General features: G+C 45.8%; 14 protein-coding genes. 6 read left to right on the forward strand and 8 right to left on the reverse strand.

Annotation, left to right across the window (positions count from 1 at the left end):
• Positions 1-74 precede the first annotated feature (74 nt).
• Both AC0J20_RS08715 and AC0J20_RS08720 read left to right on the forward strand, forming a co-directional pair.
• Entirely contained in the window at positions 75-824 is a 750-nt protein-coding gene (locus AC0J20_RS08715) for an electron transfer flavoprotein subunit beta/FixA family protein (RefSeq protein WP_473021379.1), read from the forward strand.
• The gene (locus tag AC0J20_RS08720) at positions 825-1,751 is read left to right on the forward strand and encodes an electron transfer flavoprotein subunit alpha/FixB family protein (RefSeq protein ID WP_473021380.1); all 927 of its coding nucleotides are present in this window, start codon (positions 825-827) and stop codon (positions 1,749-1,751) included.
• A gap of 55 nt (positions 1,752-1,806) precedes the next feature.
• Here the strand turns inward: AC0J20_RS08720 and AC0J20_RS08725 are convergent, their stop codons facing one another.
• From AC0J20_RS08725 to AC0J20_RS08735, 3 genes are all read right to left on the reverse strand, one after another.
• Entirely contained in the window at positions 1,807-3,126 is a 1,320-nt protein-coding gene (locus AC0J20_RS08725; RefSeq protein ID WP_473021381.1) for a DEAD/DEAH box helicase, read from the reverse strand.
• A 93-nt stretch (positions 3,127-3,219) separates the two neighbouring features.
• Positions 3,220-3,876: a CoA transferase subunit B gene (locus tag AC0J20_RS08730; RefSeq protein WP_473021382.1), complete on the reverse strand. Its 657-nt coding sequence runs from the start codon at positions 3,874-3,876 to the stop codon at positions 3,220-3,222.
• A 2-nt stretch (positions 3,877-3,878) separates the two neighbouring features.
• The gene (locus AC0J20_RS08735; protein WP_229527157.1) at positions 3,879-4,586 is read right to left on the reverse strand and encodes a CoA transferase subunit A; all 708 of its coding nucleotides are present in this window, start codon (positions 4,584-4,586) and stop codon (positions 3,879-3,881) included.
• A gap of 98 nt (positions 4,587-4,684) precedes the next feature.
• On the opposite strand from AC0J20_RS08735, the gene AC0J20_RS08740 reads away from it, so the two are divergent.
• Positions 4,685-5,569, forward strand: coding sequence for a LysR family transcriptional regulator (locus tag AC0J20_RS08740; protein WP_473021383.1), 885 nt, complete (start codon positions 4,685-4,687; stop codon positions 5,567-5,569).
• A gap of 15 nt (positions 5,570-5,584) precedes the next feature.
• On the opposite strand, the gene AC0J20_RS08745 is transcribed toward AC0J20_RS08740, so the two are convergent.
• Together AC0J20_RS08745 and AC0J20_RS08750 are read right to left on the reverse strand one after the other, a co-directional pair.
• Positions 5,585-6,349: a hypothetical protein gene (locus AC0J20_RS08745; RefSeq protein ID WP_267498122.1), complete on the reverse strand. Its 765-nt coding sequence runs from the start codon at positions 6,347-6,349 to the stop codon at positions 5,585-5,587.
• Positions 6,350-6,667: 318 nt separating this feature from the next.
• Positions 6,668-7,357, reverse strand: a complete 690-nt coding sequence (locus tag AC0J20_RS08750) for a sensor histidine kinase (protein WP_473021384.1) — start codon at positions 7,355-7,357, stop codon at positions 6,668-6,670.
• Between the two features lie 207 nt (positions 7,358-7,564).
• Here AC0J20_RS08750 and cysB point away from each other — a divergent pair, with 207 nt between their 5' ends.
• The gene (gene cysB / locus AC0J20_RS08755) at positions 7,565-8,539 is read left to right on the forward strand and encodes an HTH-type transcriptional regulator CysB (RefSeq protein WP_473021385.1); all 975 of its coding nucleotides are present in this window, start codon (positions 7,565-7,567) and stop codon (positions 8,537-8,539) included.
• Positions 8,540-8,580: 41 nt separating this feature from the next.
• On the opposite strand, the gene AC0J20_RS08760 is transcribed toward cysB, so the two are convergent.
• From AC0J20_RS08760 to pabB, 3 genes are all read right to left on the reverse strand, one after another.
• Positions 8,581-9,954 (reverse strand): L-serine ammonia-lyase, encoded by a 1,374-nt coding sequence (locus tag AC0J20_RS08760; RefSeq protein ID WP_229527161.1) that lies wholly within the window; start codon positions 9,952-9,954, stop codon positions 8,581-8,583.
• A gap of 123 nt (positions 9,955-10,077) precedes the next feature.
• Positions 10,078-10,644: a CoA pyrophosphatase gene (locus AC0J20_RS08765; protein WP_473021386.1), complete on the reverse strand. Its 567-nt coding sequence runs from the start codon at positions 10,642-10,644 to the stop codon at positions 10,078-10,080.
• Complete coding sequence (gene pabB / locus AC0J20_RS08770; protein ID WP_473021387.1) at positions 10,641-12,128, reverse strand: aminodeoxychorismate synthase component I; 1,488 nt, start codon at positions 12,126-12,128, stop codon at positions 10,641-10,643. The genes AC0J20_RS08765 and pabB overlap by 4 nt, the downstream gene beginning before the upstream one ends.
• Positions 12,129-12,385: 257 nt before the next feature.
• On the opposite strand from pabB, the gene AC0J20_RS08775 reads away from it, so the two are divergent.
• Both AC0J20_RS08775 and AC0J20_RS08780 read left to right on the forward strand, forming a co-directional pair.
• Positions 12,386-13,912, forward strand: a complete 1,527-nt coding sequence (locus AC0J20_RS08775; protein WP_229527164.1) for a fumarate hydratase — start codon at positions 12,386-12,388, stop codon at positions 13,910-13,912.
• Between the two features lie 110 nt (positions 13,913-14,022).
• Positions 14,023-15,510 (forward strand): DNA recombination protein RmuC, encoded by a 1,488-nt coding sequence (locus AC0J20_RS08780; RefSeq protein ID WP_473021388.1) that lies wholly within the window; start codon positions 14,023-14,025, stop codon positions 15,508-15,510.
• The last annotated feature ends 74 nt before the right edge of the window (positions 15,511-15,584 follow it).

A 15,584-nucleotide genomic window follows, 5' to 3' on the forward strand; every position in this document is an offset into this window, starting at 1 on the left:
GCAGCAGATGTAATTTGTATCCTACACGCGCCTGACTTAATCTGTTCAGACGCAAATAAAACAACGAGGTCGAAATGAAAATACTAGTCCCGGTAAAACGTGTTATCGACTACAACGTTAAAGTCAGAGTGAAAGCTGACAATACTGGCGTTGATTTAAGTAACACTAAAATGTCAATCAATCCTTTCTGTGAGATCGCGGTGGAAGAAGCGGTCAGGCTTCAGGAAAAAGGCATTGCTACTGAGATTGTTGTGGTTTCTATCGGTGATAAAAGCTGCCAGGAAACGATACGCACAGCGTTGGCACTGGGTGCTGATCGCGGTATTCAAATCGAAACAGATGAAAATCTGGATTCACTTCAGGTGGCGAAACTGCTGGCTAAAGTCGTAGAAGAAGAACAGCCTGAACTGGTTATCTTAGGTAAACAGGCGATTGATTCCGACAATAATCAAACCGGTCAGATGTTAGCTGCATTGACCGACATGCCCCAGGGCACGTTTGCATCAGAAGTCATTGTGGCTGACGGTAAGGTTAAGGTAACCCGTGAAGTTGACGGTGGCTTGCAAACTGTTGATTTAAGCTTACCTGCGGTGGTAACCACCGACCTGCGATTGAATGAACCGCGCTATGCCAAACTGCCTAACATTATGAAAGCCAAGCGCAAACCACTGGACGTTAAACCTGCGGGTGATTTTGGTGTTGATTTGACTTCCAAAGTCAAGGTGTTGAAAGTCACGCCTCCGGCTACACGTGAAGGTGGTATTAAAGTGGCAGATGTAGCTGAGTTGGTAGCAAAATTAAAATCAGAAGCAAAGGTGATTTAAATGACAGTATTAGTTTACGCAGAACACGATAACGTTCATTTAAAAGCAGAAACAGCCAAAATGATCACTGCTGCAAAGGCCATGGGTGACGATGTTCATGTTTTAGTGGCGGGTAATGAGTGTGGCGCAATCGCACAAGATGCAGCGAAACTGGCAGGTGTGTCTAAAGTAATCCATGTAGATGATGGGATTTATAAAGAGCAACTCGCAGAAAATGTCAGTGCTTTGGTATTGAGCATGGCGAGCGATTACAGTCATGTTATTGCTGCGGCAACCACAACAGGTAAAAACTTTTTACCCCGCGTAGCAGCGTTGCTGGACGTGGCACAAATTTCAGACATTATTGCAGTTGAAGGTGCGGATACCTTCGTGCGTCCGATTTATGCTGGCAACGCCATCGCGACGGTCCAATCGGAAGACACAATCAAAGTAATTACTGTCCGGGCTTCTGCGTTCGATGCGGTTACCGCTGATGGCAGCGCTGAAGTGATCAGCATTGCAGCCTTACCAGCTTCAGACAAAGCGCATTTTGTATCTCAGGAACTGACCAAATCAGAAAGACCGGAATTAACCGCTGCTGAGGTGATTATCTCCGGTGGTCGCGGTATGCAAAATGGCGAGAATTTTGCCTTGCTTAACGGTATCGCTGATAAGTTAGGTGCTGCCATTGGTGCATCACGTGCAGCGGTTGACGCGGGTTTTGTACCCAACGATATGCAGGTGGGGCAGACGGGGAAAATCGTCGCACCGCAACTGTACATTGCCGTTGGTATTTCCGGCGCTATTCAGCACCTTGCCGGTATGAAAGATTCTAAAGTTATTGTTGCTATCAACAAAGACGAAGAAGCGCCAATCTTCCAGGTGGCTGATTACGGTCTGGTGGGGGATCTGTTTGAAGTGCTACCTGAACTGGAAAAAGCACTTTAAAAGATATCAAAATTTAAAAAAACCGGGAGCTTCCCGGTTTTTTTATGGTTGAAGATTACTCTTCAGAATTACGCTTTTTCTTCATTGGTAAATGTCCTACATCGTCACCGGCAAGTGCATTAAATTTTTTCTTGCGTTTGGCTTTTTGCCAGGGTGAAGCATCAGCCCCATCATCACTTTTCTGGGTGTTCTTCGCTCCTGGTTTAGTTGGTTTAGCGGACAGCCCCTTAAATTTAGCTTCCAATCCTTCAACCGTTTTAAATTGAGGCTCATCGGCAAGAAACTGCTTCAGCAAAACAAAACTCTTCCAGTCTTTTTTGCTGACCAGGGATATGGCCTGACCCTTCGCACCGGCTCGCCCTGTACGTCCTACACGGTGAACATACTCAGTCGCTTTAATAGGTAAGTCCATGTTGATGACCAGGCTCACAGAGGGAATATCCAGGCCTCTGGAGGCCAGATCGGTGGTGACGAGGATTTGTGCTTTATTGTTGGAAAAGTCAGACATAATTTGATTGCGCTGACTTTGCAACATTTCGCCGTTAATCGCCAGGCTGCTCAGTCCTTCTTCATTAAGCAGGTTGGCAACCCGATCGGTGTCTGCCCGGGTTGCGGTAAACAGAATAATCTGACTGCGAATTGCCTGTTCCTTGATAAAGTGTTTTAGCAGGGCTTCTTTGTGCTCAATATGATCCGCAAAATAAAAAGACTGTTCAATATCACTGTGAGCAATGTGCTGATTGTCCAGGGTAATGCGATGTGGTGCTTTGAGCACCAACTCAGATATCTGCGCTAAATCAGCATTATCAAAAGTGGCTGAAAACAACATGGTTTGACGTTTTCTGTGATTAGCAGCCTGATCAATAATTGTCAGTTGACTACTGAATCCTAAATCCAGAATGCGGTCTGCTTCATCTAAAATGAGTAACTCCAGGCCATCCAGAAACAAGCTTTTGTCTTCGATGTGGTCGGCTATCCGGCCAGGTGTGCCAATAACAAAGTTGGGGTAGCGTTTTAATAGCTTTACCTGATCGTTAAAGTTCTCTCCACCAATCAGCAATACCGGTTTACCGGCTTGCGGAGGCAACAGCTTTTTCAGTTCGCCCAATACCTGCTTGGCCAGCTCTCGGGTGGGGGCCACGATCAATACGCGGGGGTCCTGTTTACTGAAGGCTTTTTCCCGGTATATGCGCTGTACGGCCGGGATCAAATAGGCCAGAGTTTTACCTGATCCGGTTTTCGAAGACGCAAGAATATCTTTACCTAAAAGTGCCTGAGGTATGGCGCTTGCCTGAATATCTGTGGCTGTTTCCAGATTCTGGATCTGAATTGATTTCTGAAGTCGATGATCCAGGGGTAATTCGCTGAATAACAAAGGGGTAACTCACTTTAAATTTAATGAGCTAAATATATCACAATACTGAAGCGGCGGGCTAACGCTCTGTTCTCCCGCCTTACAGATTTAATATTAAAACTGCATTTCAGGAATGTCGCCTTCAGCGACTAATTTACCTGCAGTTTTCTCGCGGATCTCATCTACGCTGACACCCGGTGCGCGTTCTTTCAAATGGAATGCGCCATTGTGTACCTCAAGCACTGCAAGGTCGGTGATTATTCGGGTAATACAATTTACACCGGTCAGCGGTAGAGTGCAGGCTCCCAGTAGTTTGGACTCGCCCTTTTTATTGGCGTGGGTCATTGTAACGATGATATTTTTAGCACCGGCCACCAAATCCATTGCGCCACCCATGCCTTTTACCAATTTACCTGGGATCATCCATGACGCAATATTGCCATTCACGTCAACTTCAAATGCGCCCAATACGGTGATATCAACGTGACCACCACGGATCATGGCAAAGCTCTCCGCTGAGTTGAAAATAGAGGCACCGGTGATGGCTGTCACCGTTTCTTTACCGGCGTTGATCATGTCTGCATCAACCTGTTCTTCGGTAGGGTAAGGGCCCATGCCCAGCAAACCGTTTTCTGACTGCAACATTACTTCAATATCATTCGGTACGAAGTTTGCCGCCAGAGTGGGTATACCAATACCTAAATTGACGTAGTCACCATCTTTAAATTCTTTTGCCACGCGCATGGCAATTTGATCTCTGCTTAATGCCATTGTTATTGCTCCTGACTGCGGGTTACACGGCGCTCAATGCGTTTTTCGAAAGTGCCTTTGATAACGCGATTGACAAAAATGCCAGGCGTATGGATTTGAGTGGGCGGTATTTCCCCTGGCTCTACGATTTCTTCTACTTCAACGACGGTAATTTTGCCTGCGGTGGCGGCCATAGGATTAAAATTCATGGCGGTGTCACGATACACGCAGTTGCCGTAACGGTCTGCTTTCCAGGCTTTTACTATCGCAAAGTCACCGGTAATGGATTCTTCTAAGACGTAGCCACGGCCATCAAATTCACGGGTTTCTTTACCTTCAGCAACGGGAGTGCCGTAACCGGTCGCGGTATAAAACGCGGGAATACCGGCACCGCCTGCACGCATTTTTTCTGCTAACGTGCCTTGTGGTGTTAATTCAACTTCTAATTCACCAGCCAGTAGCTGTTGTTCAAATAGTGCATTTTCACCCACGTAGGAGGACACCATTTTTTTAATCTGGCGATCTTCCAGTAAAACGCCTAATCCGAAGCCGTCAACACCACAATTGTTAGACACAACGGTCAGCCCGCTAACGCCCATTTTTCGGATTTGTGCAATCGCACCTTCGGGAATGCCACACAATCCGAATCCGCCCGCAATGATGGTCATATTATCTGTCAGACCATCCAGTGCTTCTTCGAAACTGCTAACAACTTTATCAAAACCTGCCATATTCGTTCCTGAGTTAACTAAATGTTAACAAAGTATCGTTGACATTGTTTGATTTGTAAAATTTAATATATTAAAAGAAAAATTTAAAATATAAATAAATGAACATTACCCTAAAACAACTTCGCGCCTTTGTTGAACTGGCTTCAACCAAAAGTTATGCCTCAGCATCTGAGCGTCTCAATCTCAGTCAACCTGCGCTCAGTATTTGCATCAAAAACCTTGAGTCTGAAGTGGGGGGCACCTTGTTTAGCCGCACCACACGCAATGTTGATTTAACGCCGGAAGGGCAGGCGTTTTTCCCCAAGGCCAGAAAACTACTGATGGATTGGTTCGCCACTTTTGAAGCCGTCAACGAGATGTTTACCTTGCAACAGGGACGTATCACTATCTCTGCAATGCCTTCTTTTGCATCATCACGTCTGCCACCGGTTCTAAAGGCGTTTAATCAACGTTTCCCCAATATCAGAATTGATGTGATTGATGTCGTTATGGAAACCGTGATTGCGTCCGTCATCAAAGGTGAGGCTGAACTGGGTATCGTATTTGAGCCGGATAATCTTGCTGAGTTAGCCTTTGTGCCGTTGCTCGAAAATAATTTTGTCGCAGTGATGCACGCCGATCATCCGTTGGTCAGTAAAGACCAGATACAATTGTCGGAACTTGTCGATCACCCGTTAGTGATGATGAATCGCGGCTCTTCGATTCGCATGTGGCTTGAAGAAGCGTTTTCAAAGTCGGCAATACAAGCTTCAATAGCTGCTGAAGCATGGCAGTTAGATACGTTGGGAGAAATGGTCAAAGTCAATCTTGGTCTGGCGATTGTACCGGCACTGTGTCAGCAACAAATGCAGCGCAAGGAACTGGTCTGTATTCCGCTGGATTATCCACAGTTAAGGCGTAATGTTGGGGTAATTGAAAAGGCCAACAGCAGTTTGTCTGCGTCGGCCAAAGAACTAAAGAAAATGCTTACTGAAAGTTTTTGAGTGGAGGGCTTTACATCACCACTTTTTCTTTGGTGCGAACAATTCGTCCAGCTCGTCTCTTTCCTGCTCGGCGCGTTTGGCGCGGTCTTCGGCATTGGCCTTAGTGAGTGATTCCTGGATGTTAAGTAGTTGTTCTTTGATGCGGGCGGTTTGACCCCGGGTATAATCATCTTGCATCGGAAAGGCGTTGAGTGCCGCCACAGATTTTTCCAGATATTGACGTGCAGAACCCATCATGCCGGCATTCATGGCCGCAGCGGCACGACGACTCAGGGTTTCAATGTTGACTCTTAATTGCAGTTTATCCAGGCGTTTGTCTTCGGTGGCAAAGGTTTGCGTATCCACTTTACCGCGACCTTGTTCTGAACGCAGCAATGCCCGTTGTTTTTTCAGGCACTGAATAAAGACGATAATCTGTTTGTCTGAATCGGGCAGCTGGATCAGGTCGTCACCCTGGTTACCATCCAGTGATATGTCTTTGACTCGTTGTTCAGCATCCCTCAGACGCTGCTTTAAACCTGGCTGTTTAGGGTCCATTTCGTGCATCACCTTCAATGCACCTAACACGCGCTTTTGCAAAATCTGCATCAATTGCGGTGAGGTGGGAACATTGGACGAGGCCATTATCACGTCTTCAGTTTCATCAAGAATGGTTTTTTGTTTAGCCAGTTCAACCCGACGCTCGGATTCAATCTTTTCTTTGTGCTGTTGGATAGCATTAATCATGATGGCTATTACCAGCAGCGCAACAATTAAAATAATGACGATAGTAAAAATCATGTGCCTAAATTGCCTTTTTTCATTATATTTTTCTGTACCAAAGCCGGGTGAAAAGCCTTTTCTTACTTTACAGTAAAGCTCATCAGGCTTCAGTTTTTTAGGTTTTACGTCAAAAAATTGAGATCCTTTACCGATTTAGCAAGCATGATCTTGTTCGAGGGAACTCTAAATCTGCTCAATACTTTACATGCACTGAGTTAAATCATGCAAGTTAAACTGATTTTTCATCTTTTAAAAATGGCGTCGATTCGGCATTTACGATCCGTTTGGGTGAATCGGGAAGCCATATCTACCCATTTAAGGATTTTGCAAAATTATTCAGGGCAGTAGTAGCGTAAACACGCCACCGCCTAACGAACCACCATTTGAAAGATGTATCGATCCCTTGTTGTCACCATTTACATGGGCTTCCGCAATCAATCGCGCAAAAAACAATCCCAGTCCGGTTCTCCCGGTACCAATGTTGAGTTGGCTTATCTCAATTTGAGAAATCGCTAACATATTATCCGGGTAACCCGGGCCATCATCTTCAATAATAATGCGCAAAAAGTTGTCTTGTTCCGCAACATCAATATGTAACTTTTGCTTGCCGTAGCGAATACCATTAACGATGACATCACTCACCAATACATTGACCAGGTCCTGGTCAAAATACCAGTGCAGATCGTCTTCCTGCTGAATGCTGACTTCAATGCCCCGGGTGTTTATGTGATTCTGATTATAGGCAATCACATCATCAATAAAGTCATCAATGTAGTGCTCATCTAAGTTCAGGGGCAGGTTGTCTAATTGCGTGCGATACAAGGAAAGTAATTGAATCAGTCCGGTATTTAACCTGGCCGCTTCATAATGAATTGACGCCGCTTCTTTGATGCCGACACCATGCTCCCTGAGCGTGCTTTCTAGTTCTTCAATGGTCTGAATCATTAAAGACAATGAGTTTTTCATATCATGAACAGCCGAAGCCAGTACGGAAGAAAAGTCGATTTTATCGTTACGCTGTTTCACGATGAGAATTTCTCAAAAATTGGGTAGAGAGCTCTATAAAAGCAGAAAACCTAAAGTACAACAATAGCTTAATAGTTAAATTTTGCGTTATTGTGAAGTCTTTCTGAGAACTTTTTCAGGTTTTTTCTAAAATTTTATGGAATTAATGTCGCCAAAGGTATATATATTTTGCATATGCAAACAAATACAAGGTAGGTTGCCAGCCTCATGAAATTACAGCAGCTTCGTTATATTGTTGAAGTTCTAAACAATAATCTTAATGTTTCCGCCACTGCAGAAAGTCTCTACACAAGCCAGCCCGGTATCAGCAAACAAGTCAGAATGCTGGAAGATGAGCTTGGCGTGCAGATCTTTGGCCGCAGTGGTAAACACCTGACACATGTGACCGAAGCTGGAAATGACATCATTAATATTGCCAGAGAAATTTTGGCAAAAGTTGAAAGTATTAAGTCTGTTGCCAGAGAGCACAATTTGCCTGATCAGGGCAAACTGAATATTGCGACCACGCACACGCAGGCGCGCTATGCACTACCCGATGTCATAAAAGGTTTCATGAAGAAGTATCCCAGGGTCAGCTTACACATGCATCAGGGAACCCCGTCACAAATCAGTGACCTGGCCGCTAAAGGGGAAGCTGACTTTGCCATCGCCACGGAAGCGTTGCACCTCTATAACGATCTGGTGATGTTGCCCTGCTATCACTGGAATCGCAGTATCATAGTGAATCAGGAACACCCACTGGCGAAAAAGGGTACTATTCGCATCGAAGACATTGCGCAATATCCGTTAGTAACTTATGTCTTTGGATTTACCGGCCGTTCTGAGTTGGATGAAGCCTTTAGTCGGGCCGGTCTGGAACCTAAAATTGTCTTTACTGCCACTGATGCCGACGTTATTAAAACGTATGTACGGTTGGGGGTGGGTATCGGCGTTATCGCTTCTATGGCTATCGATGATAATCTGGATACTGATCTGGTTAAAATTGACGCCAGCCATCTGTTTAATTACAGCACCACCAAAATCGGTTTCCGCAAAGGCTCATTTTTACGCAGTTATATGTATGACTTTATCGAGCGATTTGCACCACACCTGACCAAAGATGTGGTTGAGCGAGCCATGATGCAAAAAAGTAATGATGATATTGAGCGTATGTTTAAAGATTTGACGTTACCGGTGCGATAGGGCGCCACACCAAACAAAGAAAAGGTTGCCGAAGCAACCTTTTAACATTCAACAATGTTAACTGCTAAACCGCCTCGTGCGGTTTCTTTGTATTTGGACTTCATGTCGTTACCTGTGTCCCACATGGTTTTAATCACCTTATCCAGTGTTACCTTTTGTACACCTGTACCACGAAGCGCTAATCTGGAGGCATTGATGGCTTTTACCGCTCCCATTGCGTTGCGTTCAATACAGGGCACCTGAACCAGTCCACCAACCGGATCACAGGTGAGCCCCAGGTTGTGTTCCATACCGATTTCAGCGGCATTCTCGACTGCGGCAACTGAACCGCCAATTATTTCGGTCAGGGCACCTGCCGCCATTGAACAGGCGACACCTACTTCACCCTGACAGCCAACCTCAGCGCCCGAAATAGACGCATTTTTTTTGTACAATATACCAATCGCTGCCGCGGTCAGCAGATAGCGGTAGGCGGTGTCTTTATCGACGGTTTGCACAAACTTGTCATAATAACTCAGGACTGCAGGAATGATCCCGGCCGCACCATTTGTGGGAGCGGTTACCACCTTACCGCCAGCGGCGTTTTCTTCATTCACCGCTAGGGCGAACAGGTTGACCCAGTCCATCGCCAGCATGGGATCCTGACTGTGTTCGCACTTAAGGCGACGATATAAACCGGGCGCTCGTCGGGTTACTTTCAAACCACCGGGTAATATGCCTTCGGTTTCAATCCCGCGCTTTATGCAAGCCTGCATGACCTGCCATATTTCCCATAGTTTATCGATGATCACCTGTTTTGGCTGAAACACTTTTTCGTTTTCCAGCATGAGTGCGCTGATACTCAGTCCATTGTCGCGACATTTCTGCAGTAACTCTGCTGCGGTATCAAAGTTGTAAGGTACTTCCTGTTCTTCGTGAAGTAGTGCCGTTACTTTTTCTTTCTCGAAATCCTGCTCTTTGATGATGAAGCCGCCACCTATAGAGTAGTATGACTGACTGAACAGTACCTCTTCGCCTTTCATGGCGTGCAAGGTCATACCGTTGGCATGGTGCTCAAGGGTTTTGCGACGGTGAAATACAATGGCGTCTTTGCGCGGAAATGCGGTGAGTTTTTCGCCATCCAACATCAGTTTTTGGCTTTTATCCACTTCTGCCAACATGGCATCAACGTTATCGACATCAATGGTTTCTGGTAATTCACCCAGCAAACCAAGAATGACTGCCTTACCTGTGCCGTGTCCTTTGCCTGTCTGACCAAGTGAGCCAAACAGCTCGGTGACAACCGCGTCAGTTTCCTGGAACAGGTTTTTTGCTTTCAACAATTGGTTGAAATCTTTTGCGGCCCGCATGGGGCCGACAGTATGTGAACTGGACGGGCCAATTCCGATACTGAACATATCGAATACACTGATCATGATTATCTCGTAGGGTCTTTTTATTGTTAGTGGATATTGTCTGATGAATTAGGCTGAATGCAAAGCATAGTATAGGTCTTACCAGATAACCTGTTGTAAAGCCTTATCCACAGTGGCTAAGTGTCAAGTCAGGTGCCGGGAAAGTGCTCTGATAAATGCTGCGGTTGCTCCCCAAATCATGTGTTCCTGCCAGGGAATAAAATAAACCGGATAAACGCTGTTATTGCGCTTCACGGTATGCACCAGATGATTGTCATGGTTTATCACTGTCGCCAGGGGTACTTCAAATACCTGATCCACTTCATCCTGATTAATCACCAGATCAAAGTCCGGTTTTACCAGGCTGACATAGGGCGTGACCTCATAACGGGAAATTGTTCTGAAGGTGGGTAGTGTACCCACAATATCGATGTTTTCTCTTTTGAGACCAATTTCTTCTTCAGTTTCTCTGAGTGCAGTTTCCTTGAGATTGATATCCGTATCATCAACACGGCCACCCGGGAAACTGATTTGTCCGGCATGGTGTTTGAGGTGAGAGGCCCTGCGGGTCAACAACACTGAAAGCTCATCGCGCATGACCAGTGGGATCAGTACGGCAGCAGGCTTGCCTTTTTGACGCAACGGATAGTCCGGCTCGGGAGTAATATTGCGCGCGTGGTAAAAGCGTTGCTTAAATTCCTCCAGTTTCATAGGGCCTTCTTTCTGACAAAACGTATCGTAGGCAGGATTTTTCTCACCTTGTGAAAGGTTTCTTCATATTCCGCTTGCGGCTCTGAGTCAGCAACGATACCGCCACCCGCCCAGCAGTATACCTGGCCTGATTCAAACAGTAAGGTGCGGATACAGATGCTGCTGTCAAAATCCTGACTGACGCCCAGATAGAAAATGCTACCGCAATAAATATTGCGCCGATGAGGTTCTAACTCATCGATAACTTCCATTGCGCGGATTTTAGGTGCGCCGGTTATCGAGCCGCCGGGAAAGGCATCCTGCAACAATTGTAAAGGGTGGCTGGACGGTTTTAACCGGGCCCGAATAGTACTGACCATGTGATGCACGGCACTGAATGACTCAATTTCAAAAAGCCCGGTAACCTCTACACTATTGGCCACCGCATTTTTACTGATATCATTGCGCAATAAGTCTACGATCATCAGGTTTTCGGCCTGATCTTTTTCTGAATTTATCAGTGCCTGCCGGGAGTCTTCGTCATCAATTGGATCGTTAAATCTGGGACGGGTACCCTTGATCGGTTTAGTTTCAATAATATCGCCTTTAACAGACAAAAAACGCTCGGGAGAGCAACTGATAATGCAGCTTTCATCATTGCGAATAAAGGCTGAAAATGGTGCCGGATTAACTTCAGTCAGCGCTTCAAAAGCGGCCCATTCTGAACCCTGATAAGGGGCTTTAAAACGCTGCGCCAGATTTACCTGATAACAATCACCTGCCAGCAGATATTCGTGAATTCTATCCAGCTTTTGCAAATAATCAGCTTCACCCATATTGCTTTGCCATGTTTCGGTAAGGCGGAACTCCGCGGTTTGTCTGGGTTGATTTTGCCATGGCTGATAAAATCGCTGCCCGGCTGAGGGAATCGTAACCAGATTAAACCTCGGACAAGCAAACTCTTCACTAAAACATAAATATGCTTTTTTAGTTACCTGGTTTTCTAACACACTCCAACTGTAAAAGTTGGCGGTAAAAACCGGCGTTTGATACTCGTCCAGTGCGCTACCGGGCAGAATTTCCAGGAAGCGACCAAAATCATAAGCCGCAAACCCTATCAGACCACATTGAAAGGGCAGGTCTATACTGTTTTTCGAGGTATCGCCAAACAGCCGGATTTTAATCTCATGAGCTTTGTTGACAATGTCTGCCGGACGGATAGTGGCATTGTTAAATTCGTTGTATACCGCCTGCAATTTTTTTTGCCCTGAGTCAGGCATATGCCAGCTGTCATCAATCTGGTAGTGACAATTTAAGCGGCCATCGGCAAACAGTTTTAAGGTGAAAATAGGGGAGCCGCTGGCTATGTGAAATTTGGCGTTTTCATGAGTCGAATCCCCGGAATGCAACAGGACCGCACCGGCGGTATTTTCTATGCTTGAAAACCAGTCTGTTAAACAACGAAAGGGACTAAATTTTATACGGTCGACGGTAACGTTATGCATGTGAGTCTTAAAAACTGTGAAATTCTTATTCTGATTTTAGGTAATTGCTAGTGCAGCATTGCTGATAACCGGCCGCGCAGGTTATCATAAAAGTGGTATTCTACCTTAGATTAAGGGGATTACAGTAGTGCTGACTTTGCATAATTGGCAAAAGGGCTAGCACTAAATCACATTTAAGTTAGACTTTAGCCACCATCGAGCTGTGCCCCGGCATTTTCGTGGCTCGTTTTTGTTAATTATTCCACAATGAGGTAATCATGGCAGTTATCCGTCAGCAAGACTTTATCGATAGTATTCAGGACGCGTTGCAATTTATTTCTTACTACCACCCCCTGGACTATGTAAAAGCGGTTGAGCAGGCTTATCTGAAAGAAGAAAGTCAGGCGGCAAAAGATGCCATGGCACAGATTCTGATCAATTCACGAATGTCAGCGGAAGGCAAACGCCCGATTTGTCAGGATACCGGCATTGTGACCTGTTTTGTTAAAATTGGTATGGGCGTAAGCTGGGACAAAACCGACATGACTGTGCAGCAAATGGTGGACGAGGGCACACGCCGTGCTTACCTTGACCCGTCTAATCCATTGCGTGCCTCCATCGTTGCTGATCCTGCCGGTGCCCGTAAGAACACTAAAGACAATACTCCAGCGGTAGTTCACCTGGATATGGTGGAAGGCGATAAAATAGAAGTCATGATTGCCGCTAAAGGTGGTGGCTCTGAAAACAAATCTAAAATGGTGATGTTAAACCCCAGTGATTCTATTGCAGACTGGGTGGAAAAAACATTACCTACTATGGGCGCAGGATGGTGTCCGCCGGGAATGTTAGGCATTGGCATTGGCGGCACTGCGGAGAAAGCTGCGGTGTTGGCAAAAGAAAGTCTGATGGACCCGGTTGATATTCAGGAACTCATGGAACGCGGCGCAGAAACCACCGAAGAAAAACTGCGCCTGGAAATCTTTGACAGGGTTAACAGGCTGGGTATTGGTGCTCAGGGACTGGGCGGTTTAACAACGGTGGTTGATATCAAAATTAAATCTATGCCTACTCACGCCGCCTCAAAACCGGTGGCCATGATCCCCAATTGTGCGGCCACGCGCCATGCTCATTTTTATCTGGATGGGTCGGGTCCGGCGGAATTAAAAGCCCCGAAACTGGAAGACTGGCCAGAAGTCACCTGGGAAGTGGGTGAAAATACCCGCCGGGTTAATCTCGATGAACTGACCAAAGAATCCATCCAGGACTGGAAAATGGGCGAAACTGTTTTATTGTCTGGAAAGTTATTAACCGGTCGTGATGCTGCTCATAAGCGTATCCAGGGTATGCTGGAAAACGGAGAAGGCCTGCCAGACGGAGTTGATCTGAACAATCGTTTTATCTATTACGTTGGTCCGGTCGATGCGGTGGGTGATGAAGCTGTCGGTCCGGCAGGTCCAACTACGGCGACCCGCATGGATAAATTCACTGACATGATGCTGGAACAAACTGGCCTGATTGGTATGGTTGGTAAAGCAGAACGCGGGCCTTCAACGGTAGAAAGCATTGCCAAAAACCATGCGGTATATCTGATGGCCGTAGGTGGTGCTGCTTATCTGGTATCCAAAGCCATTAAAAAGGCGCGCGTGGTTGCTTTTGAAGATTTGGGTATGGAAGCCATCTACGAATTTGAAGTGGAAGATATGCCGGTAACTGTGGCGGTAGACAGCAAAGGCAACAACGCCCACGCTGATGGCCCAGCCATCTGGAAAGCGAAAATTGCCGACCTGGATAAAGCACTGAGCTAATGTTCCAGCCGGTATGGCATAGAATGCATTAGGTGTTTTGAAAGGCTGGTTGCTTTTGTAACCAGCCTTTTTTATAACTGACGTATCGAACTATTTTAACAAGGAATCCAATGGCCTTAGATCCTGTTTTGTGGGCAATATCCGGTGCACTGGTGGCTGCGACTGTGGTGTTCATATTGCTTAAAATGCGCTTCAATAATCAGGTGCAGTTGGCACAGCAAACTCAGATAACCCACCAGATGCAATTGCAAACCTTGAACGAACAACTGGGGTTTTTAAAACAACAGGATGAGGTATTGCGCCAGGAAGCAATGCAGCTCAAACAACAAAATGAACTGCTGAATCGGCAGTTTATAGAGCAGTCTGAATCACTGAGCCAATACAAAATGCGCAACGCCCGAATGGAACAGCAGTTACAGCAACTGACCGGGCTGGAAGAAGAGAATGACGAATTACAGGAACAATTGGATAATTTAAAAAGTCTTTATGCGGATACGCGTAACAACCTGGAATCAGAAAAAACCGCCCGAGAACACGAAAATAAAGGCGCCCAGGAAAAGTTACAGATTTTGCAAAACGCCGAACAGCAACTGCAAAAACAGTTTGAAAACCTGGCAAATCAAATCTTTAAAAACCACTCATCAGAGTTCGAAAAACACAGCCAACAAAAACTGGCGTTGTTGTTAGATCCGCTGAAACAGCAAATCGAAGGCTTTCGCAATCAGGTAAGTCAACAGGCGATACGGGAAGGACAGGAAAGAGCCTCACTGAAAACTGAAATTATCAATTTGCAACAACTCAACAAGAAGATAACCGAAGAAGCCTCAGCACTGACCCGTGCCCTGAAGGGGGACAATAAAAAACAGGGGAATTGGGGCGAAATGGTTTTGCAAAAAATTCTGGAAGAGAGTGGCCTGCGCGAAGGCCATGAATATGATACTCAGGTGAGCAAAAGACGAGAAGATGGCAAGTTACTGCAGCCAGATGTGTTGGTACACTTACCGGAAAACAAAGAGGTGATCATTGATTCCAAAGTCTCTTTGAATGCTTATGAACGCTTTTATAACGCTGGCTCGCAACAGGAGCAACAACGCTACCTCAAGGAGCATATCCAGTCGGTTAAAGGGCACATTAGAGAACTGGGTCGCAAGGAATATCACGATCTGCTGGGCGAACGAAGTCTGGAATACGTTTTGATGTTTATTCCGGTAGAGGGCGCGTTTATGCTGGCGCTCGACGAATCCCCTGAGCTGGTTAAACTAGCCATGGATTACAATGTATTGCTGGTGAGTCCTACCAATTTACTGGTGGCCCTGCGCACCATCCACAATATCTGGCAATATGAATACCAAAATCAAAATGCCCGTAACATTGCTAAAAAAGCAGCCGATCTGTATGACAAGTTTTATGGTTTTGTGGTGGATATGGAAAAGCTGGGCGAGGCAATCAATTCGGTGCAAAAACGATTCAATGACGCCAACAGCAAACTCTATGAAGGGCGTGGTAACCTCATCAAAAAAGCCGAAGAGTTTCAGTCTTTGGGGGTGCAGCCATCCAAAAAATTAACAGAAAACATGCTGAAAAACGCTGATTTGTGAGCCACTTCACAATTTAAACCTGTGCTTACTAAGATTTACTACCGATATAGAAAGTAACTATCGCAAACAGGTTG

It is taken from the genome of Planctobacterium sp. R6, from assembly GCF_055755215.1.

Excerpts from the sequence above, each read along its gene's own strand:
- AC0J20_RS08715 (WP_473021379.1), top strand. The coding sequence starts at position 75 with ATGAAAATACTAGTCCCGGTAAAACGTGTTATCGACTACAACGTTAAA.
- AC0J20_RS08720 (WP_473021380.1), top strand. The coding sequence starts at position 825 with ATGACAGTATTAGTTTACGCAGAACACGATAACGTTCATTTAAAAGCA.
- AC0J20_RS08730 (WP_473021382.1), bottom strand. The coding sequence starts at position 3,876 with ATGGCATTAAGCAGAGATCAAATTGCCATGCGCGTGGCAAAAGAATTT.
- AC0J20_RS08735 (WP_229527157.1), bottom strand. The coding sequence starts at position 4,586 with ATGGCAGGTTTTGATAAAGTTGTTAGCAGTTTCGAAGAAGCACTGGAT.
- AC0J20_RS08740 (WP_473021383.1), top strand. The coding sequence starts at position 4,685 with ATGAACATTACCCTAAAACAACTTCGCGCCTTTGTTGAACTGGCTTCA.
- AC0J20_RS08745 (WP_267498122.1), bottom strand. The coding sequence starts at position 6,349 with ATGATTTTTACTATCGTCATTATTTTAATTGTTGCGCTGCTGGTAATA.
- cysB (WP_473021385.1), top strand. The coding sequence starts at position 7,565 with ATGAAATTACAGCAGCTTCGTTATATTGTTGAAGTTCTAAACAATAAT.
- AC0J20_RS08760 (WP_229527161.1), bottom strand. The coding sequence starts at position 9,954 with ATGATCAGTGTATTCGATATGTTCAGTATCGGAATTGGCCCGTCCAGT.
- AC0J20_RS08765 (WP_473021386.1), bottom strand. The coding sequence starts at position 10,644 with ATGAAACTGGAGGAATTTAAGCAACGCTTTTACCACGCGCGCAATATT.
- pabB (WP_473021387.1), bottom strand. The coding sequence starts at position 12,128 with ATGCATAACGTTACCGTCGACCGTATAAAATTTAGTCCCTTTCGTTGT.
- AC0J20_RS08775 (WP_229527164.1), top strand. The coding sequence starts at position 12,386 with ATGGCAGTTATCCGTCAGCAAGACTTTATCGATAGTATTCAGGACGCG.
- AC0J20_RS08780 (WP_473021388.1), top strand. The coding sequence starts at position 14,023 with ATGGCCTTAGATCCTGTTTTGTGGGCAATATCCGGTGCACTGGTGGCT.